Annotated in this window: 20 protein-coding genes; 8 read left to right on the forward strand and 12 right to left on the reverse strand. The window is 73.2% G+C overall.

Annotation, left to right across the window (positions count from 1 at the left end; all coding sequences use genetic code 11):
• Positions 1 to 7: 7 nt before the first annotated feature.
• From AB0I22_RS24310 to AB0I22_RS24330, 5 genes are all read left to right on the forward strand, one after another.
• Positions 8 to 1585, forward strand: a complete 1578-nt coding sequence (locus AB0I22_RS24310) for an NADH-quinone oxidoreductase subunit M (RefSeq protein ID WP_363133019.1) — start codon at positions 8 to 10, stop codon at positions 1583 to 1585.
• A complete protein-coding gene (locus AB0I22_RS24315) occupies positions 1585 to 3213 on the forward strand; it encodes an NADH-quinone oxidoreductase subunit N (protein WP_363132984.1) in 1629 nt (542 codons plus the stop codon). Before AB0I22_RS24310 ends, AB0I22_RS24315 begins: the two co-directional genes overlap by 1 nt.
• Before the next feature lie 153 nt (positions 3214 to 3366).
• Positions 3367 to 4230 (forward strand): zinc metalloprotease HtpX, encoded by an 864-nt coding sequence (htpX, locus tag AB0I22_RS24320; RefSeq protein ID WP_363132985.1) that lies wholly within the window; start codon positions 3367 to 3369, stop codon positions 4228 to 4230.
• A 159-nt stretch (positions 4231 to 4389) separates the two neighbouring features.
• A complete protein-coding gene (locus AB0I22_RS24325) occupies positions 4390 to 4782 on the forward strand; it encodes a YccF domain-containing protein (RefSeq protein WP_363132986.1) in 393 nt (130 codons plus the stop codon).
• A gap of 236 nt (positions 4783 to 5018) precedes the next feature.
• On the forward strand, positions 5019 to 5723 hold the full coding sequence (locus AB0I22_RS24330) for a 4'-phosphopantetheinyl transferase superfamily protein (protein WP_363132987.1): 705 nt from the start codon (positions 5019 to 5021) through the stop codon (positions 5721 to 5723).
• A 122-nt stretch (positions 5724 to 5845) separates the two neighbouring features.
• On the opposite strand, the gene AB0I22_RS24335 is transcribed toward AB0I22_RS24330, so the two are convergent.
• The 4 genes from AB0I22_RS24335 to AB0I22_RS24350 form a co-directional block, all read right to left on the reverse strand.
• Positions 5846 to 6403, reverse strand: a complete 558-nt coding sequence (locus tag AB0I22_RS24335; protein WP_363132988.1) for an XRE family transcriptional regulator — start codon at positions 6401 to 6403, stop codon at positions 5846 to 5848.
• Positions 6404 to 6409: 6 nt separating this feature from the next.
• Positions 6410 to 8668 (reverse strand): helix-turn-helix transcriptional regulator, encoded by a 2259-nt coding sequence (locus AB0I22_RS24340; RefSeq protein ID WP_363132989.1) that lies wholly within the window; start codon positions 8666 to 8668, stop codon positions 6410 to 6412.
• Between the two features lie 205 nt (positions 8669 to 8873).
• The gene (locus AB0I22_RS24345; protein ID WP_363132990.1) at positions 8874 to 9563 is read right to left on the reverse strand and encodes a restriction endonuclease; all 690 of its coding nucleotides are present in this window, start codon (positions 9561 to 9563) and stop codon (positions 8874 to 8876) included.
• A gap of 195 nt (positions 9564 to 9758) precedes the next feature.
• Positions 9759 to 10685, reverse strand: coding sequence for a TIGR03560 family F420-dependent LLM class oxidoreductase (locus AB0I22_RS24350; RefSeq protein WP_363132991.1), 927 nt, complete (start codon positions 10683 to 10685; stop codon positions 9759 to 9761).
• A 454-nt stretch (positions 10686 to 11139) separates the two neighbouring features.
• Here AB0I22_RS24350 and AB0I22_RS24355 point away from each other — a divergent pair, with 454 nt between their 5' ends.
• On the forward strand, positions 11140 to 12843 hold the full coding sequence (locus AB0I22_RS24355; protein WP_363132992.1) for an MFS transporter: 1704 nt from the start codon (positions 11140 to 11142) through the stop codon (positions 12841 to 12843).
• A gap of 164 nt (positions 12844 to 13007) precedes the next feature.
• On the opposite strand, the gene AB0I22_RS24360 is transcribed toward AB0I22_RS24355, so the two are convergent.
• From AB0I22_RS24360 to AB0I22_RS24385, 6 genes are all read right to left on the reverse strand, one after another.
• Positions 13008 to 14624, reverse strand: a complete 1617-nt coding sequence (locus tag AB0I22_RS24360) for an FAD-dependent monooxygenase (RefSeq protein WP_363132993.1) — start codon at positions 14622 to 14624, stop codon at positions 13008 to 13010.
• 168 nt (positions 14625 to 14792) lie between these two features.
• Positions 14793 to 15470 (reverse strand): HAD-IB family hydrolase, encoded by a 678-nt coding sequence (locus tag AB0I22_RS24365; RefSeq protein WP_363132994.1) that lies wholly within the window; start codon positions 15468 to 15470, stop codon positions 14793 to 14795.
• A gap of 64 nt (positions 15471 to 15534) precedes the next feature.
• Positions 15535 to 16560 carry an AfsA-related hotdog domain-containing protein gene (locus AB0I22_RS24370; RefSeq protein WP_363132995.1) on the reverse strand — a complete coding sequence of 342 codons (1026 nt, stop codon included), beginning with the start codon at positions 16558 to 16560 and terminating at the stop codon, positions 15535 to 15537.
• 93 nt (positions 16561 to 16653) lie between these two features.
• Positions 16654 to 17997 carry a beta-ketoacyl synthase N-terminal-like domain-containing protein gene (locus tag AB0I22_RS24375; RefSeq protein ID WP_363132996.1) on the reverse strand — a complete coding sequence of 448 codons (1344 nt, stop codon included), beginning with the start codon at positions 17995 to 17997 and terminating at the stop codon, positions 16654 to 16656.
• Positions 17994 to 19334 carry a beta-ketoacyl-[acyl-carrier-protein] synthase family protein gene (locus tag AB0I22_RS24380; protein WP_363132997.1) on the reverse strand — a complete coding sequence of 447 codons (1341 nt, stop codon included), beginning with the start codon at positions 19332 to 19334 and terminating at the stop codon, positions 17994 to 17996. The genes AB0I22_RS24375 and AB0I22_RS24380 overlap by 4 nt, the downstream gene beginning before the upstream one ends.
• Positions 19327 to 19599, reverse strand: coding sequence for a phosphopantetheine-binding protein (locus tag AB0I22_RS24385; protein ID WP_363132998.1), 273 nt, complete (start codon positions 19597 to 19599; stop codon positions 19327 to 19329). The genes AB0I22_RS24380 and AB0I22_RS24385 overlap by 8 nt, the downstream gene beginning before the upstream one ends.
• Before the next feature lie 313 nt (positions 19600 to 19912).
• Between AB0I22_RS24385 and AB0I22_RS24390 the strand changes: the two genes are divergently transcribed.
• Both AB0I22_RS24390 and AB0I22_RS24395 read left to right on the forward strand, forming a co-directional pair.
• Positions 19913 to 21037, forward strand: a complete 1125-nt coding sequence (locus AB0I22_RS24390) for a 3-oxoacyl-[acyl-carrier-protein] synthase III C-terminal domain-containing protein (RefSeq protein WP_363132999.1) — start codon at positions 19913 to 19915, stop codon at positions 21035 to 21037.
• A gap of 95 nt (positions 21038 to 21132) precedes the next feature.
• Entirely contained in the window at positions 21133 to 21837 is a 705-nt protein-coding gene (locus AB0I22_RS24395) for an SDR family oxidoreductase (RefSeq protein ID WP_363133000.1), read from the forward strand.
• Here the strand turns inward: AB0I22_RS24395 and AB0I22_RS24400 are convergent.
• Both AB0I22_RS24400 and AB0I22_RS24405 read right to left on the reverse strand, forming a co-directional pair.
• Entirely contained in the window at positions 21783 to 22709 is a 927-nt protein-coding gene (locus AB0I22_RS24400; RefSeq protein ID WP_363133001.1) for an AfsR/SARP family transcriptional regulator, read from the reverse strand. The genes AB0I22_RS24395 and AB0I22_RS24400 overlap by 55 nt on opposite strands.
• A 399-nt stretch (positions 22710 to 23108) precedes the next feature.
• Positions 23109 to 23735, reverse strand: a complete 627-nt coding sequence (locus AB0I22_RS24405; RefSeq protein ID WP_363133002.1) for a ScbR family autoregulator-binding transcription factor — start codon at positions 23733 to 23735, stop codon at positions 23109 to 23111.
• Between the last annotated feature and the right edge of the window lie 90 nt (positions 23736 to 23825).

The following is a 23825-nucleotide window of genomic DNA, read 5'->3' on the forward strand; positions in this document are numbered from 1 at the left end:
CACCGTCATGCAGGTCCTCCTCGCCGCGATCGTCGTCGTCCCCCTCCTCGGAGCCGTCGCCGCCCTGCTCCCGGCCCCGCCCGGACTGCAGGGCAGGAGCCCCGACCAGGCCGTGCTCCGGCACGGCGTCACCGTCAGCGGCGTGATCCTCGCGCTGGCCGTCGCCCTGGCCGCCGGCTTCGACCACGACCACCCCGCCCGGATGCAGGCGACCACCGACGTCGGCTGGATCCCGGCCCTCGGCATCCGCCTCCACCTCGGCGTGGACGGCGTCTCGCTCCCCCTTCTCGTACTGACCGCGCTGCTGACCTTCCTCTGCGCCCTCTACAGCTACTCGCACATGCCCGCCGGCCCGTCGCCGAAGGCGTTCGTCGCGCTGATCCTCGTCCTGGAATCCGGCACCCTGGCGACCTTCGCCGTGCTCGACCTGGTGCTGTTCTTCCTGGCGTTCGAGATGGTGCTCATCCCGATGTACTTCCTCATCGCCCGCTGGGGCAGCGGCCAGAAGGAGCGCGCCGCCTGGAAGTTCATCCTCTACACGCTGCTCGGCTCCGTCGTGATGCTGCTCGGCCTCCTCCTCATCGGGGTCAAGGGCGGCACGTTCGACATGGTGGCACTCGCCACTGACAACGGCTCGAAGCTCGGCCACACCACGCAGCTCCTGGCGGTCCTCGCCATCGGCGCCGGGCTCGCCGTGAAGGCCCCGATGTGGCCGCTGCACAGCTGGCTGCCGGACGCGCACACCGCCGCCCCGACCGCGGGCTCCGTGCTGCTGGCCGGGGTGCTGCTGAAGATGGGCACGTACGGGTTCGTCCGCATCGTGCTGCCCATCGCCCCCGACGGCGCGCGCGCCTTCGCGCCCTACCTCGCCGCCTTCGCGGTCGTCGGCATCGTCTACGGCTCCCTGGCCTGCCTGGCCCTGGCCCGTACGGGCGCGGGCGGCGACCTCAAGCGGCTGATCGCCTACTCCTCGGTCGGGCACATGGGCTTCGTGCTGCTGGGCATCGCCACCCTCACCCCGACCGGCGTGAACGGCGCGCTCTTCGCCAACATCGCCCACGGCCTCATCACCGGCCTGCTCTTCTTCCTGGTCGGCGCGGTCAAGGACCGGTACGGCACCAGCGACCTCGACCAGCTCGCGGGGAAGGGCGGCGCGGCGCTGTACGGGCGCGCCCCCCGGCTCGGCGGGCTGCTCGCGTTCGGCGCGGTCGCCTCCCTCGGGCTGCCCGGCCTCGCCGGGTTCTGGGGCGAGATGCTCGCGATGTTCGGGGCGTTCCGGCCCGCCGACGGCCTCAGCCGCCCCGCCTTCCTCACGTTCCTGGCCATCGCAGCCGTCGGCACCCTGCTGACCGCCGCGTACATGCTGATCGTCGTGCGCCGCGTGTGCATGGGCGAGCGGCGCCCGGAACCCGCGGCCGGCTCCGGGGGCGCGCCGCCGCTCCTCGCCGTGCCCGACGTCCATACGTACGAGTTCGCGGCCTGGACCCCGCTCGTCGCCCTCACCGTCCTCGCCGGACTCTGGCCCGCGGCCCTTCTCGGCCTCACCGACCCGGCCGTTCAGCAGCTCCTGCGCGGAGGCGCCTGATGAGCTCCCTGGTCCAGTCCGTCGACTGGCTCGCCATCGCCCCGCCCGTCATCACCGCCGTGGTGGCGCTCGCCGTCCTGGTCGCCGACCTCTTCCTCCCCGAAGGGAAGAAGGGGGCGCTCGGCTGGATCGCCATCGGCGGCCTGGTGCTGGCCGGGCTGTCGCTGCTGCCGCTCCTGGACGGCGACCGGTCCACCTTCTGCCTCACCTCGGGCGCCGAGGCGTGCAGCTATACGGCGGACCATTTCGCCCTCGTCATCCAGTTCCTGGTCCTCGGCGGCGCCCTGCTGACGGCGCTGCTCTCCATTAACTCGATCGTCGATCTCAAACTCCCCGCGGGCGAGTTCTGGTTCCTGCTGCTGTCCTCCGCGGCGGGCGCGGCCCTGCTGCCCGCCGCCCGCGACCTCGCGACCCTGGTGATCGCCCTCGAAGTGGCCTCGCTGCCCGCGTTCGCGCTGGTGGGCCTGAAGCGCGGCGACCGGCTCTCCTCCGAGGCCGCCCTGAAGTTCTTCCTCTCCTCGGTCACCGCGACCGCCGTCATGCTGCTCGGCGTCAGCTTCGTGTACGCGGCCACCGGCAGCCTGCACCTGACGCGGATCGCCGAGGGGCTCACGCACGTGGACCCGCGCCTCGACACGCTCGCCCAGGCGGGCGTGGCCCTGACCCTGGTGGGCTTCGCCTTCAAGACCGCCGCCGTCCCCTTCCACTTCTGGGTGCCCGACACCTATGTGGGCGCGCCGCTGCCCGTGGCCGCCTACCTCTCGGTGGTCGGGAAGGCCGTCGGCTTCTCCGGGCTGATCCTGGTGACCGTCGTCGCCTTCCCGTCGTACGGGCGGGTCTGGGGCCCGGCGCTGGCCGTGCTCGCCGCCCTCACGATGACGGCGGGCAACGTCGCCGCCCTGCGCCAGCGCCCGGACCGCACGCACAGCGCGGTGCGCCTGCTCGCCTGGTCGTCCGTGGCGCAGGCGGGCTATCTGCTCGTCCCGATCGCGGCCGCCGCGTACACCGACTCCGACGGCGGCGCGGCCCACGCGATCGGCTCCACCGTCGCCTACGCCCTGATGTACGCCGCCGTGAACCTCGGCGCCTTCGCCGTCGCCGCCCTCGTCGCCCGTACGAGCCCGGCCAACCGCGTCGCCGACTACCGCGGCCTCTACGCGCGCCGCCCGCTCGCCGCCCTCGCGCTGGGCTTCTTCCTGCTCTGCCTGGCGGGGCTGCCGCCGGGGATCATCGGCCTGTTCGCCAAGGTCACGGTCTTCTCGGCGGCGGTGAACGCGGGGCTCGGCTGGCTGGCCGCCGTCATGGCCGTGAACGTGGTGATCGCGCTCTACTACTACCTCCAGTGGACGGCGGTCCTCTTCCGGGCGCCGGAGGGGGCCGCTGTGCCGGAAGGGGCTGCTGGGTCCGTACGGGAGGCGGCTCACGAGTCCGTACGGGAGTCGGCTCACGAGCCCGTACGAGAAGGGGTCCACGAGCCCGTACCGGGTGCCGCGCAAGAGCACGAACCGGCCAACCCGAAGATCCCGGCCACGCTCACCGCGGCCATCGGCCTCGCCGCCGTCCTGGGCATCGCCCTGTCCGGCGCGCCGCAGCTCGTACTGCGCTTCGCCTCCGGCGTGCTCCTGTAGCCCGCCCAGCTCACCCGTACGGATGTACGACCGCCCCGGTGCACAAGGGAACTAGCGGCCTTCATCTGGCGTTGACCAGTTCGGAAGGGTCCACTGGAAGGTGGAAAACGCCAAGCAAAGGGTTCCCCTGCCGCACCACCTGGAGGGCGTACCGTGCACCGCCGGCACAACGGGCTCAAGACCGCCGTACTCCTCGGCGGACTCTCCGCCCTCATCATCGTCATCGGCAGCCTCTTCGGGCGTACTGGCCTGATCGTGGCCGTCCTCGTGGCGCTCGGCACCAACGCGTACGCCTACTGGAACAGCGACAAGCTGGCGCTGCGCGCCATGCGCGCCCGCCCGGTCAGCGAGTTCGAGGCCCCGCAGCTGTACCGCATGGTCCGCGAGCTCTCGACGGCCGCGCGCCAGCCCATGCCCCGCCTCTACATCTCACCCACCGACGCCCCCAACGCCTTCGCCACCGGCCGCAACCCGCGCAACGCCGCCGTCTGCTGCACCGACGGCATCATGCGCCTCCTCGACGAGCGGGAGCTGCGCGGCGTCATCGGCCACGAGCTCAGCCACGTCTACAACCGCGACATCCTGATCTCCTCGGTGGCCGGAGCGCTCGCCTCCATCGTGATGTTCCTGGTGAACTTCGCCTGGCTGATTCCCATCGGCCGATCCGACGACGACGAGGGCCCCGGCTTCATCGGCATGATCATGATCATGCTGCTCGGCCCCATCGCCGCCTCCCTCATCCAGCTCGCCGTCAGCCGCTCCCGCGAGTACGAGGCCGACGCCTCCGGCGCCAAGCTCACCGGCGACCCGCTCGCCCTCGCCGCCGCCCTGCGCAAGCTCGACGCCGGCACCAAGCAGCTCCCGCTGCCGCCCGAGCCCCGCCTGGAGACCGCGAGCCACCTGATGATCGCGAACCCGTTCCGGCCCGGCGAGGGCATGTCGAAGCTCTTCTCCACCCACCCGCCGATGGCGGAGCGCATCAGCCGCCTGGAGCAGCTGGCGGGGTACCGCCCATGACGCCGGCTCGGTATTCCTCCGGTCCGGTGCCCTCCGGTCCGACTCCCTCCGGTCCGGCGCTCTCCGCCCCGGCCGGTCGCAACCACCGCGCGGCGTGCGAGCGTCTTGCCTGCTGGAAGACGGTTCGCCCGTAGGAGCACGTAGGAGGCTGTTCGCACCATGAGGTTCATCCTGAACATCGTCTGGCTGGTCCTCTGCGGCTTCTGGATGGCCGTCGGGTACGCCGTCGCCGGCATCATCTGCTGCGTCCTCATCGTCACCATCCCCTTCGGCATCGCCAGCTTCCGCATCGCCGGCTTCGCCCTGTGGCCCTTCGGGCGGACCACGGTCGAACGACGGGACGCGGGCGCCGCGTCCTGCGTCGGCAACGTCATCTGGCTGGTCTTCGCGGGCTGGTGGCTGGCGCTCGGCCATGTGATCACCGGCATCGCGCTGTGCGTCACGATCATCGGCATCCCGCTGGGCATCGCCAACTTCAAGCTGATCCCGATCTCCCTGATGCCGCTGGGCCGGGAGATCGTCCCGACGGACCAGCCGTTCGCGACGCGCTGAGGCCGCGGGGGCGGAAGGTCCTCCGAGCAGCCCATCCGCACCCAAGTTGACCGGCGCGAGAGACCTGGCGAGGACCTGGTGAGGACCTGTTGAGGACCTGTTGAGAGCTCTGAGTGGGCCTTGAGCGGAGTCTTCTTAAGAAGGAGCGCGCCCGTTCTTAGGCAGCACTCCCCGCCGTGGGCGCGAGCGGCGGCGGACGATGGGACCCCAGCGATCCGAGCGAGAACGGGGCCCTCATGGCGAGCGCGTACGCGGTGCCCAGCGTGTCCATCGTCCGCCCCGCCCCCGGAGTCGCCGGAGTGCTGCGCAGGGCGGACCGTCGGACCGCCGCCGAACTGCACCCGGCGGAGCGCGAACTCGCCGACGCGCTGAACGGGGCCCGGCGCCGGGACTTCGTCGCCGGCAGGCACGCAGCCGCCGACGCGATGCGACTGCTCGGACGCTCGGGTCCGGTACTGCGCGACGGCCCCCGCCCGCGTTTCCCACCGGGCGTACACGGCTCGGTCAGCCACTGCCAGGGCGGCGCCGCCGCCGCGCTGGCCGGCGTCGGGCCGCGGATCGCCGGCGTCGGGGTGGACGTGGAGCGGCTGGGCCGGCTGAACCCCCGCACGGCCCGGCTGGTCCTGACCCCCCGAGAGCGCGCCGGCCTGCTCCGCGAACCCGCCGACGCCGCACTGCTCACCGTGGCCTTCTCGGCGAAGGAGGCCGCCTACAAGGCCCTCTGCGGACTGGCCGCCGAACGCGACCTCGTCTTCCACAGCGTGGAGATACGCGTCCTGGGCGCCCGGCTCCACATCGAAGCGGCGCACGGCCTGCTCCCGCCCGAACACCGGATAGCGGGTCAGGCCCACTTCGACGGCCCGTACGTATGGACCACGGTGCTCGTCACCGCGGACCGCGTACAGGCCGGGGAGCGGGCGGCCGCCGCCCGTACCGGATGAGAGCCCGACTCCGCGCGGGGGAGCGCGGCTGAGCGCGCGAAGCCGCCGTACCGGCCGCTCGGCCGCCGGCCGGAGCGTCAGCCACACCGGGGGCCGCGGGCTGTTCGCGCGTGGCCGCTCCGCTACAGCTCGAAGTCCAGGTGCTCGATGTCGGTGAAGCGGACCTCTTCCAGGCTGCCGGCGCGGCGGCCGCCGTCCTGGAAGTAGACCTCCTTGAGCGCGTCGGCCGTGATCTCCCGCAGACGGTCGTCGCCGGCACCGGCCTCCTGGGCGTCGAAGAGGCGGGCGGCGTGGTGCGGTGGGAGGGCGACGGTCAGGTGCCGGATGCGGTCCTGGTCCGTCGTGCCGATGGGCGCGGTGTAGCCCATGCGGGCGCGGGTGTCGATGACGATGCCGTCGGTGCTGGCCGCCTTCTGCCGGGCCTTGGCCCGGATCTGCGGCTGCCACCGCTTCTTCACCTCGCGCTCCAGGCGCGCGGCGAGGTCGGGGCGGGGCTTTTTGATCTGGTCCTTCACGTAGCGCTCGACGGTGCGCTGGGAGACCCGCAGCAGTTGGGCGACCGCTCTGGTGCCCTTCATCTGCTTGACCAGGTACCGCATCTGCGCGCCGGCCGACTTCGGCGCCGGGCGGGTGAACGCTTTTTGCACCGCGGCGTCGAGGCCGTCCCCGAATATGCTCATCGGCCGCTACTCCCCGTTGTCCTGGTCGGTGACGGTGCCGTCCTTGATGTAGCGGGCCAGGTTGAGTTCGGGAGCGTCGAACTGGTCCCGGACGCCTTCGCCCCACAGCACGCTCTGGGTCCCTTCCCACTTGACCAGGCCGGGGTTCACGCCGAGCTTGAAGCCGCCGGGCAGCGGCTTGCCGTCCCGGTAGGGCAGGAAGTCCAGCGGGCTCTCGCCGTCGGCCGCGTACACGACGCAGTCGGAGAGGACCGCGACCGGGTACTGGCCGGTGAACGCCGCGTGCCTGACGATCTTCCGGTGGAGGTTGGTGCGGGTGCGGGCGATGACCGCCGCGCGGATGTCCGGCCGCCAGGTGGGCCGGGCCAGGGCGCGCCACGGCCGGCCGGGCCGCCAGCCCTCGCCGCGCGGGCGTTCGCGGAGCTTGCCCAGACCGCCCTTCACCGTGGCCTTGACCGCCGAGACGACGATCGCCAGCTGCGGGTCACGGCCGCGGTAGCCGTCCATCGCGGCGAGGAAGTCGGCAGGGGCGAGGTCGGCGCCGACGCCGAGGTCGGCCATTGTGGCGAGGTAGGCGTCGCGCAGCCGGTTGTACCAGCCGTCGAGGTAGCGGCCGTTCTCGTACCGGACGTACGCCTCGACCGGCGCGACGTCGTAGCCCAGCTCCACCGCGTACGCCACGGTAGGCGTCGCGTACCAGGCCGGTCCTTCCGGACGGTCGCCCTTCGGCGTGAACGGGCTGGGCAGCAGACTCGCGTCCAGCTCGGCCCACTTGTCCTTGCCGGCCTTCACCCGCGACAGGTCGACGTGGGAGAGGTCCACCAGCCACGAGCCGGGCAGCTTCGGGTCGAACACGGGGTTCGTGACGTGCGTGGGCTCGCCGAGGCCGACGGTCAGCCCGTTGGCGCCGGCGGCGAAGGCCATGTTCACGTCGATGCCCACCAGGTGGCGGTGCAGGCACTCGTCGTCGGTCAGCGGCCGCGCCCAGTCGTACGCCTCCTCGAACAGCTTCTCCGCCGGGCCGCGGATGTGGAAGCGCGGCAGATCCGCCAGGAGCGGGTGCCCGTCGGGGGCCTCGCACGGCGCGCAGTCCACCGGGTCCCGGCCCAGCGAGCCGGGGTTGTGCTCGGAGTACCGCTTGCCGTCCGAGTCCGGCTCGGAGGCGCGGGTCGCCGGGTGCAGCGCGGTCATCAGCTCCAGGCCCGTGACGGCGGTGGAGCCGCGCGGCGTCATCACGCGGGAGGCGTACGTGCCCAGCACGCGGGCGAGCTCCGCCGGCGGCAACTGTCCGGCCTCGCCCCAGTGGCGGGTGTCCAGCGCCTGCCAGGAGGGGATGCACAGCTGCACGCACTGGCGGCCCGAGCCCTGGGCGGGGCGGTAGATGCGCGCCCAGGGCCCGAAGCCGCGCTTCGTGAGCTGCCAGTCGGCGCGGGTCAGCTGCTTGACGACCTTGTGGCTCTCCGGGACGCGCCCGGCGAGCCGCTCTTCCTCGGTGAGGGCGGCCGGGAGGCCGTAGCGCTCCAGCGCGGCCTCGGTGAGTACGAGCAGCGGGTCGGCGTCCTTGCCCGGACCGGACAGCTTCGGCTGGCCGAGCTTCGCCTCCTTGAGTGTCCAGTCCACCAGGGCCGGCAGGCTCTTGGCGGGCACGTCCAGGACCAGGCCGCCCACGCAGTACGCCAGCGCCTGCCCGTCGGCGATGTCGACGACCGCCAGCGGGCCGTTCTCGAACCGGGGGTCGACGCCGCCCGCCGGGGCCGATGCCGGGGCCGCCTTCTTCGCGCCCGGGCGGCGCGGCGCCGATGTCGAAGACGTCGGCCTGGTGGTGCGGGCCGGACGCGGCGCGGCCACCGGAGCCGCTGCGGCGGGAACGGGAACGGTAGCGGGGCCGGTCCGGGTGGTCTCGGGTGCGGGTGCGGGTGCGGGTGCGGGTGCGGGGGCCGCGGCTGCGGGCGGAGGCTGCGCTTCCGCCGGGGCAGGCGGGGCCGGGACAGCGGGGGGCGCGTCGGGGGCGGGCCCGCCGGCCGGGGCGGGGTAGAGGTCCGCGAGCCTGTCCAGCAGCCGGGCGTACGCGTCCCGCTCCGGCGGGCGGGGCTCGGTCTTGCCGGCCTCCCAGCCGGACACCGTGGCCCGCCGCACCTTCAGCGCACCTGCCACCTCATCGATCGTCAGGCCGTGCGCGGTACGCAGCCGCTTGCGCTCCGCCGGGGGCGGAAGCGGGGAGCGGGACGCCACCAGCGCGTCGACCGCGTCGAACAACTCGGACATGATCACCTCCGGGCCCACACCCTACGCGCGTGAAACGTACGAAGCGCGTACGTTTCACGCGCGCAACGCGCACGAGGTGCGTTCGAGGGGTGAGTCGACGCCCCGCCGGGCAGAGCGGCCGGACGCGTATGACCGGCCTGGGCGCGTACGAGTGGCCGCGTGCGTACTGCCGCACCCGCGCGTCCGGGCTCCCTACGAGCAGGGCTCAGGCCGAAGGCCGGCGGCGGTTGCCGCCGCCGGAGCCGTTCAGTGGCAGCAGGGATTGGAGCGTCGCCCCTTTGACCCAGGCGCCGAGCAGGTCCCGGTGCATGGCGACGACGTTCTGGCGCAGGGCGAGGGCCAGGGCGTCCTTGGTGAACGCGCCGCAGGTGGCGACGAACAGGGCGACGTCCGCTTGGTGTTCCAGGCGGGCCGTGCCCACGAACTTCTGCATGTCTTCGGAGGGCACCGTCCGGTGCGCGGCGTACTTCTTGCACTGCACCACGAGTTTGCTGCCGTCGGCGAGGTAGCCGATCACGTCCGCGCCGAGGTCGCCCTTCTTGCCACTGACGACGACCTTCGTGCAGCCGTCGCGGCGGCACAGTTCGGCGATGTACCGCTCGAACTCCTGCCAGGAGAGAGCGTCGACCGCGGTCATGGACAGTTCGCGCGCCCGGTGCTCCTCGCCCGCCCGCCAGCGGAGGTCCGCGCTCCGCGCGAGGGCATGCGCTCGCCACAGCCCCCACCCCGCGCCGCCGACCGCCGCCAGGCCCGCCACGGCGGCCAGGTACGGCCACACAGTGGACCAGTTCGCCGCCGCCAGCACGATGAGCACGGCGGCTGTCAGGCCGCCCCACTTCCACAGCTTCGCCCGCGTCGCGCGCTTCAGGCGCCGCTTGCGCCGTTTCGCCGCCATCCCGTCCCCCCTTGAGATCCCGCCCGGCAGCCGGACCGCGACGGCCGGGGCCGTGCCCGTTCTCCACACTGCCCAGCTCTCCATCGCCGCACGCGCCGTTGAGCGCCGCGGGCAGCCGGCACTTGGGGCGGTCCTTGCCGGATGCGGGACCGTACGGCCGCGGCGGCGCCTACTGCCGCACGACCCCCGCCCCGCTCAGGCCGCGGCGCACTGCGGCAGCACCCGGTCCGCGACGAGTTCGAGGTGGTCGAGATCGGTGAGGTCGAGGGTGCGGAGGTAGACGCGGTCCGCGCCGGCCTGTGCGTACTGGCCGATGAGGTCCGCGATCCGGTCCGGGGTGCCGTGGAAGGCGTGCTCGGGCAGCGGTTCCCGCAGGGCCTGGGCGCGGCGGTGCAGTTCGGCGTCCGTACGGCCGCAGCACACGGTCTGGATCACCGAGAAGCGCATCGAGTCCGGGCCCCGGCCGTTCTCGGCCAGCGCCTTGCGTATGCGGTCGTACTGGATCGCGGCCTGTTCCGGGGAGACGAACGCGGCGTTGTACTCGTCCGCGTAGGCGGCGGCCAGCGCCGGGGTGCGGACGGCGCCCGTACCGCCGACGATGATCGGCGGGTGCGGGCGCTGGACGGGCGGCAGCGTGGGCTGGGCCCCGACGAGTGTGAAGTGCTCGCCCGCGAAGTCGAAGCGTTCGTCGCGGCCGGTGGTCCACAGGCCGCGTACGATCCGCAGCTGCTCCTCCAGGCGGGCGAACCGCTTGCCGGGGTACGGGATCGCGTACGCCTCGTGCTCGGCCTCGAACCAGCCCGCGCCCAGGCCGAGTTCAGCCCGGCCGCCGGACATGTCGTCGACCTGGGCGACCTGGATGGCCAGCTGCCCGGGCGAGCGGAAGGTGGCGGGGCTGACCAGGGTGCCCAGTTTGACGCGGTGGGTGTCGCGGGCCAGCGCGGCCAGGGTGAGCCAGGCGTCGCTGGGCCCGGGGGGCTCGGCGTCCGCGCCCACCTGGAGGTAGTGGTCCGAGCGGAAGAACGCGTCGAAGCCCAGCTCCTCCGCGGCCCGCGCGGCCCGCAGCACCGTCGCGTACGGGGCGCCGCGCTCGGAGGGTTCGGTATGAATGCGCAGCTGCACGGAATTCTCCTTCAGTCTGTGCCGTATCCCTGGTCGGTGCACCCGGCGCTCTCGGCGATTTCGGCGCTCCCGGCGATTTCGGCGGGCCTGGGTGTCCGCGTCTCTTCTCCGGGAACGCTAATCGGGCCGCCGGCGGCCCGGTATTCCCCGGCGGGAGCGGGCGCATGTCACTTAGGTGGCATTCCCTTGTGCCCTGCGCGGCAGGAGCATTGAGGCGGCATCAGGCGGCTGCCTAGCGTGGCGGGCAAACGGCATTCGCCGTGCATTCCTCGATTCCCGCGGTGTGCGTCTTTCGTGCGTCTTTCGGGAGGCTTTCGCGCCGGGGGCCCGCCGCAGGCACATCCCGGTCCTACCCCGGGCCCGTCCGGTCCCGCCGGGGCCTGCCCCGGTCCCACCCTGGGCCCGTCCGGCGTTCTCCCATGGGAATCGGCCACTCCGTGGAGGAAGTATTCCTATGTCCCCTTCCGTTGCCGCGCCGCGTTCCGGCCGGCCCCGGCCACCGGTGCTCACGCTCGTCGCGGTGTGCCTGGCGTCGGTGCTGTTCCCGCTCTCCATCACCGGCACCTCGGTCGCCCTGCCCAGCATCGGCGCCGATCTGCACAGCGGTCTGTCCGCCCTGCAATGGGCGGTGAACGGCTACAACCTCACCTTCGCGGGCTTCATCCTCGCCGCCGGTTCGCTGGCCGACCTGGTGGGCCGCAAGCGCGTGTTCTTCTCCGGCACGGCGCTCTTCGGCGCGGGGGCGCTGGTCGCCGCGATGGCCGGGAACATCGTGCTCCTGGACATCGCGCGGGCCGTCGCCGGGGCCGGGGCCGCGGCCGCTCTCCCGAGCGGCAGCGCGCTGCTCGCCCAGGTCTTCGAGGGGAAGGCGCGGGCGCGGGCGTTCGGGCTGTTCGGTACGACGGTCGGGCTCGGCCTGGCCCTCGGCCCGAGCGTCTCGGGCGTCCTGGTGACCGCCTTCGGCTGGCGGTCCGTCTTCCTCGTCCCGGCGGCCCTGGCCTTCGCCGTGCTGCTGCTGATCCCGGTGGTGCCGGAGTCGCGCAACGAACGGGCGGGCCGGGTCGACAAGGCCGGCACCGTGACGTTCACGGGTTCGCTGGTCCTGCTCGTACTCGGACTCGTCGAGGCGCCGCAGGCCGGGTGGACCGCCCCGGTCACGCTCGGTTCGCTGGCCGGGGCCGTGGCGCTGCTCGCCGTGTTCGTCCGGGTGGAACGGCGGCAGGAGCAGCCGATGTTCGACCTGGGGCTGCTGGCCCGCCCGAAGTTCCTCGGCCTCTGCCTGACCGTGGTCGTCATCGTGCTCGGCTTCAGCCCCCTCGTCGTCTACCTGCCGTCGTACTTCTCCGCCGTCGACGGCCTCAGCGCCCAGCAGGCCGGCCTGACGATCATGATGCTCACCGGCCCGACGCTCGTCTTCCCGGCCATCGCCGCCGCGCTCACCCGCTGGGTCCCGGCCCGGGTGCAGCTCGTGGCCGCCGTACTCGTCGCCGCGGTCGGCTACGCGTGGCTGACGGTCATCGAACCCGGCAGCGGCGCACTGGCCATCCTGGGCCCGCTGATGCTGATCGGCGCCGCGGTGGGCGTCTCGTTCGGCCTGCTGGACGGCGCGGCGGTCGACAGCGTGGAGGCGGAGCGCGCCGGGATGGCCGCCGGGATGTTCAACACCATGCGGCTGGCGGGCGAGGCCGCCGCGATCGCCGTGGTCGGCTCGCTGCTGGTGACGTTCACCCAGAGCGGCCTGGCGGGCAAGCTCGGCTCGTACGACACGCCGTACGCGCGCCGGCCCGACCGGGTCGCCGACCTGCTCAACCAGGGCGACCTGGCGACCGCCGCGGACACCGTACGGCCCAAGGCGGCGCACGACGCCTTCGCGGCGACGGCCTCCTCGGCGTACACGGGGGCGCTGCACACGATGCTGTGGGTGCTCGCCGCGGCGGGGCTGCTCGCGGCGGTGGTGATCGCGCTGCTGCTGCGGGAGCGGCGGGCGGTTGAGGCGATTGAGGCGGTTGAGACGGTGGGGGCCGGTGCGTCTGCTGCTTCGGTTGTTTCTGGTGCGCCTGATGTTTCCAGTGCTTCCGGCGTAAGGGACGAGAGGAACGCGGGAGCCGGTGCGGAAGCCGGACCCGGTTCCGAGCCCGTTCCCGTACAAGCTTCCTGACGGAGTGTCAGCGCAAGCGGGCGCGTTGAGCGCCGAGCCCGGGGCGGAGCACGGACTACCGTGCTCCGCCCCGGGCGTTCCCAGGTCCGTACGAGCGGACCTGAACAACAGCACTTCGCCCCGCCGGACGCGTTCCGGCGGGGCGAAGCGGCGAACGGGCCGGCTCAATCGCGCTGGGGCGCGAGGGGGTACGGGGCCGGGTCGGGGTGCGCGTGAGCGGCCGCCAGCACGGCCGGCAGCTCGGCGGCGCGGTCCGGGGCGAGGGCGGTGAGCAGGTGGCCGTCCGGCCGTACGACCGCGATCACGGCCCGGGGGCCCAGCGCGTCGGCCAGCGGCCCCGGCTCGCCGGCCGGCGTCACGACCGCGGCGTGCGGCGCCGCGGCGGCCGTCACCCGCCGTACGGTCTCGGACCACCCGGGGCCGGGGCGCCTGCCGGGCCACAGCAGGACGGTCAGGGTGTCGTCGGCGGTACGGGTCCACGACCGGCCGTTGAGGCGGACGTCGGTTCCAGTGGTTCCTGCGATTCCAGCGGTTCCGGTGGGGAGTACGGGCAGCCGGTCGCCCGTACGGGTCCGGGCGCCGGGGAGGCGGTGTCCGTCCGGTCGGCCGTCGGCGGCGGGATAGCGCACCGCCGTCTGGGCGACCAGCGGGGCGATGGCGCGCTGGAGGAGCCCGGTCGCGGACGCGGTGCGCAGGGCGGCATCGCGGACGGCGATGTGGGAGCTCTTCCGGAGCAGGCCCCAACGGGTCTGCCGGGAGGTGTTCCGGGCGACCGCGTGGGCGGCCGAGCGCCGCTCGCGGTCGTAGCCGGTGACGGCGGACTCGGGCAGCAGACCGTTGATGATCCCGCCGAGCCGCCAGCCGAGGTTGACCGCGTCCTGGAGGCCGGTGTTCATGCCCTGGGCGCCCGCCGGGCTCATGATGTGGGCCGCGTCCCCGGCCAGCAGGCAGTGCCCGGAGCGGAACCGCCCGGCGGTGCGGGCGTGGACGCGGAAGGTCGTACTGAAGCGCAGCTCGCCCATCGCGTTGCGGCCCGGCCCGCGCTCGTCGAGTACGCGCTGGAAGAACTCGCGGGAGGGCGGGGTGTCGTCCTCGGGGTGCGGCACGCTGACCGCCACCCGCGTCACGTCGCTCCCCAGCGGCCCGAGGGCGAGGCTGCCCTCGCGGGTGTAGCAGTAGCTCACGACGTTCATGGGCGCGTCGCCGTGCACCTCGGCGTCGGTGATGGCGAAGCTGACGTCGAACTGTTCGCCCTCGAAGCCCGCGTCGAGCAGTCCGCGCAGCGCGCTGTGCGCGCCGTCGGCGCCGATCAGCCAGGAGGTCTCGACCTCCTCCGCCCTGCCGTCCGCCGTCGCGAGGACGGCCGTCGGGCGGGGGCTGTGCGGGTTTACGACGTCGGTCAGCCGCACCCCGCGCTCGATCTTTCCCCCCAGTTCCGTGAGCCGGTCCTCCAGGAGCCGTTCCGTCTCGCTCTGGGCGATGGCGACCGCGAAGGGATACGGGGTGTCCGTCAGCCGGTTCATCCACGCGGTGCCGAGCCTGCGGCCGCTGGAGAAGTACGCGACGCCGTCGATGCGGTGGCCGTTCGCCGCCAGGCGCTCGGTCATATCGGTACGGCGCATGAGTTCGAGGAGCCGGGGCCACACGATCGTGGCCCGTGAGTGGGCCGAGTGCTCGCGCGCGGCGTCCACCAGCCTGACTGGGATGTGCTGCTGGAGCAGTTCGCAGGCCAGCAGCATGCCGACCGGGCCGGCTCCGACGATCACCACTTGCTCATTCATGGATCCGCCTTTCGGTAAGCGGGAAATGGAGGGCAGTAAAGAAGGGGAATGGGGGCGCGGCGAAAGGCCGCCGGGCCCGGTGGCACGGCGGCTCTTCTGACGGACCAGAACCAGGACGGTGAATCAGAACCGGGACGGGGAACCAGAACCAGGACGGGAAAGCGCCGGTCAGGCGGCCGCCGCCCCGGCCAGCCGGTGCCAGCCGCGAGCGTCGGCCGCGGCCGTCAGCTCCGGATTCGCCCCGACGACGACGGGGTGGCCGACGAGGCTGAGCAGGTCCAGATCGGAACCGTGGTCGCCGTACGCGTGGCAGTCCGCCGCGACGGCGCCCGCGTCGGCGATCAACCGCCGCGCGGTCTCGGCCTTCGCGTCGCCGATCATCGTGCGCAGCACCTCGCCCGTATAGACGCCCTCCCGCACCTCCAGACCCGTGCTGACGAGCAGGTCGGCACCGGCGTGCGCGACCACCGGGTCGAGGGGGGCCGGGAAGGAGCCCGAGAGCACCACGGTCGTACGGCCCGCGGCCCGGTGCGCCCGCAGCGCCGCGAGCACGTCCTGGTGGAAGAAGCCGCCGCGGGCCAGCCGCCGGTCGAACCAGGCGCGGCCGACCCGCGCGACCTCGTCCTCCCGGTGCCCGGCGAACCGCCGGTAGAAGAGGCGGTTCCCCTGGGCGCGGGGGAGCCCCGGGCGCAGCAGGTCGCGGGCTTCCTGGTGGAGGCGGGCCTGTTCCTGCGGGGTGTGTCCGATGGCGTCGAGGAAGAAGTCGTAGAAGTCGAACATGCTTTTGACGGTGATGAGGGTCTCGTCGGCGTCGAAGAAGGCGATGCCGGCGGGGCGCGGTTCCATCTGAGTCTCCAAGCTGGGTCTGCAAGTTGGTTCTGCAAGCGGGTGAGTTGGGCGGCGCGCGGGCTCAGCCGAGGGTGACGGCGACTTCGGCGACCGTCGCGCCGCTCTGGACGGCGGTCATGACGTACGAGCCGGGGCCGCGCTCCGGGTCGGGCCGGGTGGTCAGGCGCACGGTGTCGTCGAGTTCGGCGAACTTCTCGAAGGAGCCGTGCAGCCGCAGCACGCGGCCCGCGCCGGCCCCCGTCCCGTCATTCGTCCCGCCATCCGCCCCGCCATCCGTGTCGAGCAGCAGCGCGCCCTGCCGCGCCGCCTCGCTGAACACCATCGCGGGCACGTGGTCGTACGGGTGGTCGTACATGCTGCGGTTGCGGAACGTACGGGCGCTGAGCACCGACTCCAGGGCCCCGGCAGCGTGCCGGGCGTCGTCGAGCACGACGTTCAGCGGGTCGAGGCGGCCGGCCCGCGCCGCGTCGGCGGGCTCGCCGTACGGGTCGGCGGGGAGCAGGAAGGCGGTCGGCACCTCGCTGCCGCGCTGCATCCGGCGCAGCGCGTGGTACTGCTCGGTCGGGGTGCAGCTGACGTCCATCGAGAGGGTGCCGAGCGGCCGCCCGTCGAGGGTGAGCCGCATCGCGAAGACCAGGCGGCGCAGCCGGCCGCCGCGTTCGACGCGGTCGGTGACCTCGCCGTGCACGGTGAGGTCGCCCGGGCGCTCGCCGCAGTCGAGGGCGGCCGGGCCGGTCACCTCCAGCACCCAGGAGGTGACCATGAAGGTGGTGGCCTCGGGAACGCCCTGATGGCAGTGGGCGGCGTAGGTCACGGACTGGCGGCACGCCTCCAGTACGAGCAGGGGATCGTGGAAGGCGCGGCGGCCGGGATGGTCCCTGAAGTAGGCGTGGGAGAGCGGGAGTTGGGCCGCCGCGACGAAGGCGCGGCCGTCCGTGGCACGGGAGTCGGTCAGGAACACCTCGGACAGCGACCACCGGTGCACCAGGCCACGGGGGACGGTCCGCTCGCGGGACAGTTCCTGCGGCGGGTCGAGGGACGGGCCGGGTGGCGGGGCCTGGACGGTGGGGGAGACGACGGACTGCATGGTTTCTCCGGTCGGTCGGTAGGTCGGTAAGTAGGGAGGGATGGGGGAGCGATAGGGGGTGGTGGGGAAGGCGGTTGTGGTCGCTGAACCGGTTCAGGGGCGGGTCACGGCGAGGCAGCCCACGCACCCGTCCGGGCCGATGGACGTCACCACCGCGACGCGTTCGCCGTCGGCGGGCGTCGCCGGGTCCTGCCAGTGGGCCAGTACGGCCGCGAGTTGCAGCGCGGCGCTCGCGCCGTACGTCTCGCCGAGGGCCAGGTCCACGCGGAGCCGCCGGGGCGCGGTGGTGGGCGCGGTTGAGGGGATGGGGGTGGCGAGTGCGGGGAAGACGCGGCGCAGGGCGCGTTCCTCGACGGCCGCCCAGCCGCGCCGCCCGCCCGCGCCGGCGGCGACGATCGCCACGTCTTCGGGGGCGAGGCCGCTGCGGGCCAGGGCGGTACGTACGCAGGCGGCGAGCCGGCGGCCGACGCCCAGGACGTCCCGGACCGGGTCGGCGTAACCGGTCTCGCAGGCCAGCAGCCTCCCGAGGGGACGGCGGCCGGTGGCTTCCGCGCCCGGGTCCGCCGGCCGCAGGGCGAAGACCGCACACCCCTCTGCGAGCGGGGCGCCGGGCCGCAGCGCGCCGCTGAGCTGCCAGGCCCGGGCGCTCTGCGGCGACACCTCTTCCACGCCTCCCGCGAGCAGCAGGGACGCACGGCCGCCCACCAGGGCGGTACGGGCGTAGCGCAGGGCGTGCAGGGCGGCGGGCGGCCCGCCGGACACGGTCGCGTTGACGCCCGTGAGCCCGTGCTTGATGGCGGTCTTGCCGGCCGCCGAATTCATCAGGGTGCCCGGAAAGGCCGAGGGGTTCACCAGATACGGGAGGTCCTGCACGAAGGTGTCGCGCAGGAACGCCGACTGCGCGCCGGAGCTGCCCATGGCGGTGCCGAGCACCACGCCGGTGCGTTCGGGGGCGGGGCCCGCCCCCGCCTCGGCCCCCGCCCCCGCCTCGGCGAGCGCCATCGTGCAGGCGGACATGGCGAGTCGGTCGGTACGGGTGAGGCGGCTCAGGCCCTTGGCGCCGAGGACCGCGGCGGGGTCGAAGCCCGCCACCGGGCGTACGGCCAGGGGCGGGCGACCTCCCACGGCTCCCAGGGTTCCGTCGACCTCGGCGACCTCGCCGCTCCCGTTGGTGTGGTGCGCGGCGACAGGGCCGACACCGGCCGACGCCTGAACGCCCGCCAAGGCGGCGGCGAGCGCGGCCAGCCCGGTCCCGGCCGGGCTGAGCACCGCACAGCCGACGACGTCCACCGGAACCACCGCCTCCGGGACCGCGTCCAGGACGGTCTCCGGGACCGCTTCCGGGGCCGCCTCCGGCAGCACCGCCCGCCGCGGCTGTGGCTGTGGCTGTGGCGGTACGGCCCGTTCGTTCGGCAAGCCGGTCACTGCGGCGTTCACTGGGGGACCTCCCCGAAGAGCGTGATGGCGTTGTTGCCGCCGAAGGCGAAGCCGTGGTTCTGCACCACGCCCGGCCGGGCGGCCCTGGCCCGGCCCGGTACGCAGTCCAGACCGGGGCCCAGCTCCGGATCGACTTCGCGCAGCGTCGCGCTGGGCGGCAGGAACCCCTCGTACAGGGCCGCGCAGGACACGATCGCGCCGAACGCGGACGCCGCGCCCATCGTGTGGCCGAGCATCGACTTGATGGAGCTGATCGGCGGGACGCGGTCCGCGAACACCTCGCGCACCGCGCTCACTTCGGCTGCCTCGTTGGCCCGCGTCCCCGTCCCGTGGGCGCAGATGTAGCCGACGTCGCCGGGCTTCACCCCGGCGTCGGCGAGGGCGGCGCGGATGCACGCGGCGATGGAGGACGGATCGGGGTTGGTCATGTGCCGCGCGTCGCAGGTGACGCCGTAGCCGAGCACCTCGGCGTAGATACGGGCGCCGCGGGCGAGCGCAGCGTCGAGCGGTTCGAGGAGCAGGGCCGCGCCGCCCTCCGCGGTGACGATGCCGTCGCGGCGGGCGTCGAAGGGCCGGGGCTCCCCCTCGGCGAGGGCGCCGAGCCGGTGGAACCCGGCGTGCGTGGCCCGGTTGGAGGCGTCGGCCCCGCCGCACAGGGCGGCGTCCGCGGCACCGCCGCGGATGAGGTCGTAGGCGTAACCGATGGCGTAGTTGCCGGCCGCGCAGGCCGTGCCGAAGGTCAGCACCTCGCCGCCCAGGCCGAGTTCGGCGGCGACGGCGGCGGCGATGCGCCCGGCGTCCGCCTGCCCGATGAGCCGGGGCGAGAGGGCGTCCAGGCCGTCCGTGACCCACTGGGCCACCAGCCGCTCCAGCACCTGGGACTCGCCGTTGGTCGTGCCGAAGCACGCAGCGGTGCGCTCCAGGTTCAGCGCGCCCGGGGCGAGGGCCGCGTCCTGGACGGCCAGCCGCGCCGCGGCGGCCGCGAACTGGCCGCTGCGCCCCCATCGCCCGGGGTCGGTACGCCGCAGCAGCCGGCCCGGAGCGAAGTCCGGCACCTCCCCGGCGCGGGTGTGCTCGAACCCCGCGGTGTCGAACTCCGCGGCGGGGCCGATGCCGCTGCGCCCCGCCCGGATGCTCTCGACGAACGGCCGGACGCCGATGCCCAGACTGCTCACCGCACCCATGCCGGTGACGACGACCCGGCGTTCCCCCGGCTTACGCGCGGAGGCTCCCGGCGCACAGGTCGCCGCCTCCGGGTGACGCGCCGGCGCTCCCGGAGCTCCCGGCGTACACGCTGACGCCTCCGGTTCACGCCCGTACGCCCCCGGCCTACGCACTGACGACCGCCGGGGCGTGATGGCGTGCCACGAGGGCGTACGCGGCGGGCAGGTCGTCCAGCTCCGTCAGGTCCTCCTGCGGGATTCGGATGCCGAGGTCGCGCTCGAAGCGCGAGAAGATCTCGATCACGAGCAGGGAGTCGGCGTCGAAGTCGTCGACGAAGCTGCTGCCGTCCGTGAGGTCGGCGACCTCGGCCTCCAGTACGTCGGCGACGATCTTCCGGATCTGCTGCCGGAGCTCTTCGGAAACGTTGTCGTGGCTCATCGAATTCTCCTTGGTGTGCCGCGGATGCGGAATATTCGGTTCGGTAATCATTCGCGACCGGTTTTCGGTCGACGAGATGAATGGAACACTGATGCCGCCGCTTCGACAACTCTCTCCAAAGGGGTAGGGGTGACTGCTCATAATTCGGCACAGCCGGTATATGTGCAGGTGGAGATGGTTGTGTCGGCGTCACTTCGACCCTCTATGTCGTGCCTTCCGTCCCACTTACATTCGCCTTTCATCCGTCTTTCATTCAGCTTTTATCGGGCCGCTGCACTCTGCTTTCCGGTAACTCACGGGAGGCGGTTCGGATATGAGGCTGGTGGAGCCCGCGGGAATCGCGGCCGCCGCGCTGTGGCTGCCCCGGGGCCGGTCCCGGGCGGACGACGCGGTGCGCGAAGGACGACTGCGCAAGCGGCAGGCCGGGGACCTCGGCCACGAGGAGATCCCGGTCGCGGAGGACGTGGCGCCGCCGGACATGGCGGTACGGGCCGCTCGTGCGGCACTCGCGGCGGCCGGGGTCGAGGCGGCCGACCTCGGCCTGGCCTGCCACGCGTGGATGTACTACCAGGGGCACGACCTGTGGTCGCCCGCCCACTACGTCGCCCACCGGCTCGGCGCGCTACGGGCCGTGCCGGTCGGCGTCCAGCAGGTGTGCAACGGCGGCAGCGCCGCCGTCGAACTGGCGGCGGCCCGGCTCGTAGCGGGCGCGGCGGGCGCGGCGGGCGCGGCCGGTGCATTGGACCGCGACGCCCGCGCCTCCGGCACCACCCCCATCCCCGCTTCCGCCCCCGCCCCCGATTGGGCCCTCGTCACCACGGCCGACCGCTTCGCCGGGCCGGGCTTCGACCGGTGGGCGAGCGACTACGGCGTCGCCTACGCGGACGCCGGTACGGCCGTACTGCTGCGGCTGCCCGCCGGCCCCTCGGACGCCCTGCTGCTCCGGTCGTCGGCGAGCGTCGCCGCCCCGGAGCTGGAGGTGATGCACCGCGGCGCCGACCCCTTCGCGCTCGTACCGCGCGGCCACCGGCCCCGCGTGGACATGCGCGCCACCAAACGCGCCTACCTGCGCGAACACGGGAACGAGCCGTTCGCGCGGGCGAACCGGCACGCCATCGGCGCGGTCGTGGCCGAGGCGCTGGACGGTACCGGCGTGGACCCGTGGGGCCCGGGGCTGCGCTACGCGGTGCTGCCGCGCTTCGGCGCCAAGACCCTCGCCGAGTCGTGGGTCGCGGAACTCGCCGGCCACACCAGCGCCGAACCCGTGGACTACGGCCGTACGACGGGCCACTTGGGCGCGGGAGACGCCGCGGCGGGGCTGGCGGACCTGCTGCGGCGGCGCGCGCTCGCACCCGGCGAGTCGGCCTTGGTGTTCAGCGCGGGGGCCGGGTTCACCTGGTCCTGCCTGCTGGTCCAGGCGCCCCGCCGGACCGCCTGAACGAGAGAGCGAAAGCCACGCGAGAACGAAGCCACGAGAGAGCGAAACCCACCCAACAGAACACCACGACAGGCAATAAGGAAGGCGGAAAACACATGTCGAGATCCGTGTTCATCACCGGAGGAAACCGGGGCATCGGCCTGGCCGTGGCCCGCGCGTTGGCCGCCGACGGCGACCGCGTGGCGGTCGGGTACCGGTCCGGCGAACCCCCAGAGGGACTGTTCGGAGTGCGCTGCGAGGTGACCGACGCGGACTCGGTCGAAGCGGCCTTCGACTCGGTCGCGCGGGAACAGGGGCCCGTCGAGGTGCTGATCGCCAACGCCGGGATCACCCGTGACACCCTCCTGCCGCGCATGTCGGAGAAAGTGTTCGACGAGGTGCTGGACACCAACCTGCGCGGGGTGTTCCGGACCATACGGGCGGCGACTGGGCCGATGCTGGCCGCGCGCCGGGGCCGGATCGTGCTGCTCTCCTCCGCGCTGGCGTTCCTCGGCGCGCCGGGGCAGACCAACTACGCCGCCACCAAGACGGCGCTGGTCGGCCTGGCCCGGTCACTGGCTTGGGAGTTGGGCGCGCGGGACATCACCGTCAACCTGGTGGCCCCCGGCATCATCGACACCGACATGACCAAGCTGCTGTCGGACCGCCGGATGCGGGACACCATGAAGATGACGCCGCTCGGCCGGCCGGGAACGGTGAACGAGGTCGCGGCCGCCGTCCGCTTCCTGGCGAGCGAGGAGGCGGGTTACATCACCGGCACGGTGCTGCCGGTCGGCGGCGGTATCGGCATGGGTGTCTGAGCCCCCGTGGCCGGGGCCCCGACGAGAGCGGGCGTACGGCCGGGGGCGGGCCCCGCATACGCCCCCGATCCTGCCTTTGCCTCTGTCCCAGCCCCAGCCCCTGTCCCCGGCGGCGTATCGGTGAGGATGCTCCGCAGCAGGGCGTGCGGATGCGCCGACGGCCCCAGCCCCAGCTCGTCGGTGAGGACCCTGCGCAGGTCGTCGTACGCGTCGAGCGCCTCACGGCGCCTGCCCGACAGGCGCAGCGCCTCGATGAGACAGGCGTGGAACCGCTCGTGGTACGGATAGGCGGCCACCAACGACCGTAGCTCCGGGATGAGTTCGGCATGCATGCCGAGCCGCATCTCGGCCTCGACGCGCGTCCCCACCGCCTGGACGCGCAGTTCGTCGAGTCGCTGGAGATGAACCTCCAGATGCTGTCCGGCGTGCACCCCGGACAGCGCGCGGCCCTCCCACAGCCGGAGCCCCGCGCGGCACGCCGCGGCCGCCTCGGCGGGCAGGCCCCGCGCCAGCAGGGCGCGGCCCTCGGCGGTGAGCCGGGTGAAGAGGGTGGCGTCCAGTTGGTCGGGTCCGAGCTGTGTCAGATAGCCGGGCGGGCGGGTGGCCAGCAGCGGGCCGACCGGTGCGCCGAGGCACTCCGCGAGCTGGCGGCGCAGGTGGTAGATGTGCGTACGCACCGTGCTGACGGCCCCGCGCGGCGGTTGCTCGGCCCACAACTCGTCGACGAGCGTGCCGGTTTCGACGACCTGCCCGGCCCGCAGCAGAAGGAGGGCCAGCAGCTTGTTGACCTTCGGGCCGCGTGGGACGTGGACGGTGCCGTTCACGGTCATCCGCAGCGTGCCGAGCACCGAGAAATGTATGTGACTGGCCATCATTTACCGCTACCCCCAACAGACGGTGGATGGATGGCGCGGTGCCGCCCCCGCGCTGTGCGCTGCGCGATGCGCGATGACGAGTGCGCACGTACGTACGCACGCGTGCACGTGGGCACGAGACGCGTACGCCTACGCCCCCGTGGCACGGGCGGCGTCGCGCGGTGCCAGGTCACGCGTCCGTCGGCTCACCGGCCTTCCGGGCGCCCTGATGAGGGCGCTCTTCGGGGGACCCTAGCGGCCCGTACGAGGTGGGCGTATGTGCCGAACGGCGTTCCGGACTGCCACCTTCGGGGAGTCCGCCGTAGCTCGTAGCGCCGGGTGTCGCTCCTGCTCGTAGCGCCGGGTGTCGCTCCTGCTCGTATCCCCGGGCCTCACTCCTCCTCGTAATGCCGGGCGTCACTCCTGCGGGAGCGGTGCCGAGCCCTCCGGGCGCAGCCGGGGGAGGGCGTCGGGCGCGGCCAGGCCCGGCAGCAGCTGCTGCCACCAGGTGGTGATGCGGCGGGTGATGTCCTCGCGGTCGGTGGTGACGTGGGAGAGAAGCTGGATGCCGGAGAAGGAGCCGACGACCGTGGCCGCGGCGTCCTCGGGGACGGTTCCCGCGCGGAGTTCGTCGGCGCCCATGGCGAGGATGAAGCGGCGGGTGAAGGTCTCCAGCCACCAGTCGTAGGGGGCGGTGTCCCTGGCGTCGAAGGAGCCGTGCTCGATGGTGAGCCGGATGCTCGCGCGCAGCAACGGGTCGTGGCCCATCCGCAGCCGAACGGCCAGTTGCTGGGTGAGGTCGATGATGTCCTGGAGCGGGGAGCCCGATTCGGGGACGGAGGTCTCCTCCATCTGGGAGGCCATCACTCCGCGGGCGAGCTCTTCCTTCGAGGAGAAGTGGAAGTAAAGAGCCCCCTTGGTCACGCCGGCCGCCTTGAGGATCTCCGAGATGTTGGCAGCGGCGTACCCGTGCTCGTCGAAGACCGTGGCGGCGGCCTCCAGCACCTTGCGCCGCGTCCGTACCGCGCGCTCCTGCTTCGCCATGAGGGCCTCCAGCTCGGTTCGTCCCGTTCGATGCCCGTATCCCCTGGGGCGCAGAGTAAAGAGCGGGGTAAATGTGGTGATCTTGCTTGA

The sequence above is a fragment of the Streptomyces sp. NPDC050610 genome (assembly GCF_040654875.1).
Classification (GTDB): domain Bacteria; phylum Actinomycetota; class Actinomycetes; order Streptomycetales; family Streptomycetaceae; genus Streptomyces.

Bases quoted from the DNA above. Each gene is read 5' to 3' on its own strand.
- AB0I22_RS24310 (WP_363133019.1), top strand. From the start codon at position 8: ATGCAGGTCCTCCTCGCCGCGATCGTCGTCGTCCCCCTCCTCGGAGCC.
- AB0I22_RS24315 (WP_363132984.1), top strand. From the start codon at position 1,585: ATGAGCTCCCTGGTCCAGTCCGTCGACTGGCTCGCCATCGCCCCGCCC.
- AB0I22_RS24325 (WP_363132986.1), top strand. From the start codon at position 4,390: ATGAGGTTCATCCTGAACATCGTCTGGCTGGTCCTCTGCGGCTTCTGG.
- AB0I22_RS24330 (WP_363132987.1), top strand. From the start codon at position 5,019: ATGGCGAGCGCGTACGCGGTGCCCAGCGTGTCCATCGTCCGCCCCGCC.
- AB0I22_RS24335 (WP_363132988.1), bottom strand. From the start codon at position 6,403: ATGAGCATATTCGGGGACGGCCTCGACGCCGCGGTGCAAAAAGCGTTC.
- AB0I22_RS24340 (WP_363132989.1), bottom strand. From the start codon at position 8,668: ATGTCCGAGTTGTTCGACGCGGTCGACGCGCTGGTGGCGTCCCGCTCC.
- AB0I22_RS24345 (WP_363132990.1), bottom strand. From the start codon at position 9,563: ATGGCGGCGAAACGGCGCAAGCGGCGCCTGAAGCGCGCGACGCGGGCG.
- AB0I22_RS24355 (WP_363132992.1), top strand. From the start codon at position 11,140: ATGTCCCCTTCCGTTGCCGCGCCGCGTTCCGGCCGGCCCCGGCCACCG.
- AB0I22_RS24360 (WP_363132993.1), bottom strand. From the start codon at position 14,624: ATGAATGAGCAAGTGGTGATCGTCGGAGCCGGCCCGGTCGGCATGCTG.
- AB0I22_RS24365 (WP_363132994.1), bottom strand. From the start codon at position 15,470: ATGGAACCGCGCCCCGCCGGCATCGCCTTCTTCGACGCCGACGAGACC.
- AB0I22_RS24370 (WP_363132995.1), bottom strand. From the start codon at position 16,560: ATGCAGTCCGTCGTCTCCCCCACCGTCCAGGCCCCGCCACCCGGCCCG.
- AB0I22_RS24385 (WP_363132998.1), bottom strand. From the start codon at position 19,599: ATGAGCCACGACAACGTTTCCGAAGAGCTCCGGCAGCAGATCCGGAAG.
- AB0I22_RS24390 (WP_363132999.1), top strand. From the start codon at position 19,913: ATGAGGCTGGTGGAGCCCGCGGGAATCGCGGCCGCCGCGCTGTGGCTG.
- AB0I22_RS24395 (WP_363133000.1), top strand. From the start codon at position 21,133: ATGTCGAGATCCGTGTTCATCACCGGAGGAAACCGGGGCATCGGCCTG.
- AB0I22_RS24400 (WP_363133001.1), bottom strand. From the start codon at position 22,709: ATGGCCAGTCACATACATTTCTCGGTGCTCGGCACGCTGCGGATGACC.
- AB0I22_RS24405 (WP_363133002.1), bottom strand. From the start codon at position 23,735: ATGGCGAAGCAGGAGCGCGCGGTACGGACGCGGCGCAAGGTGCTGGAG.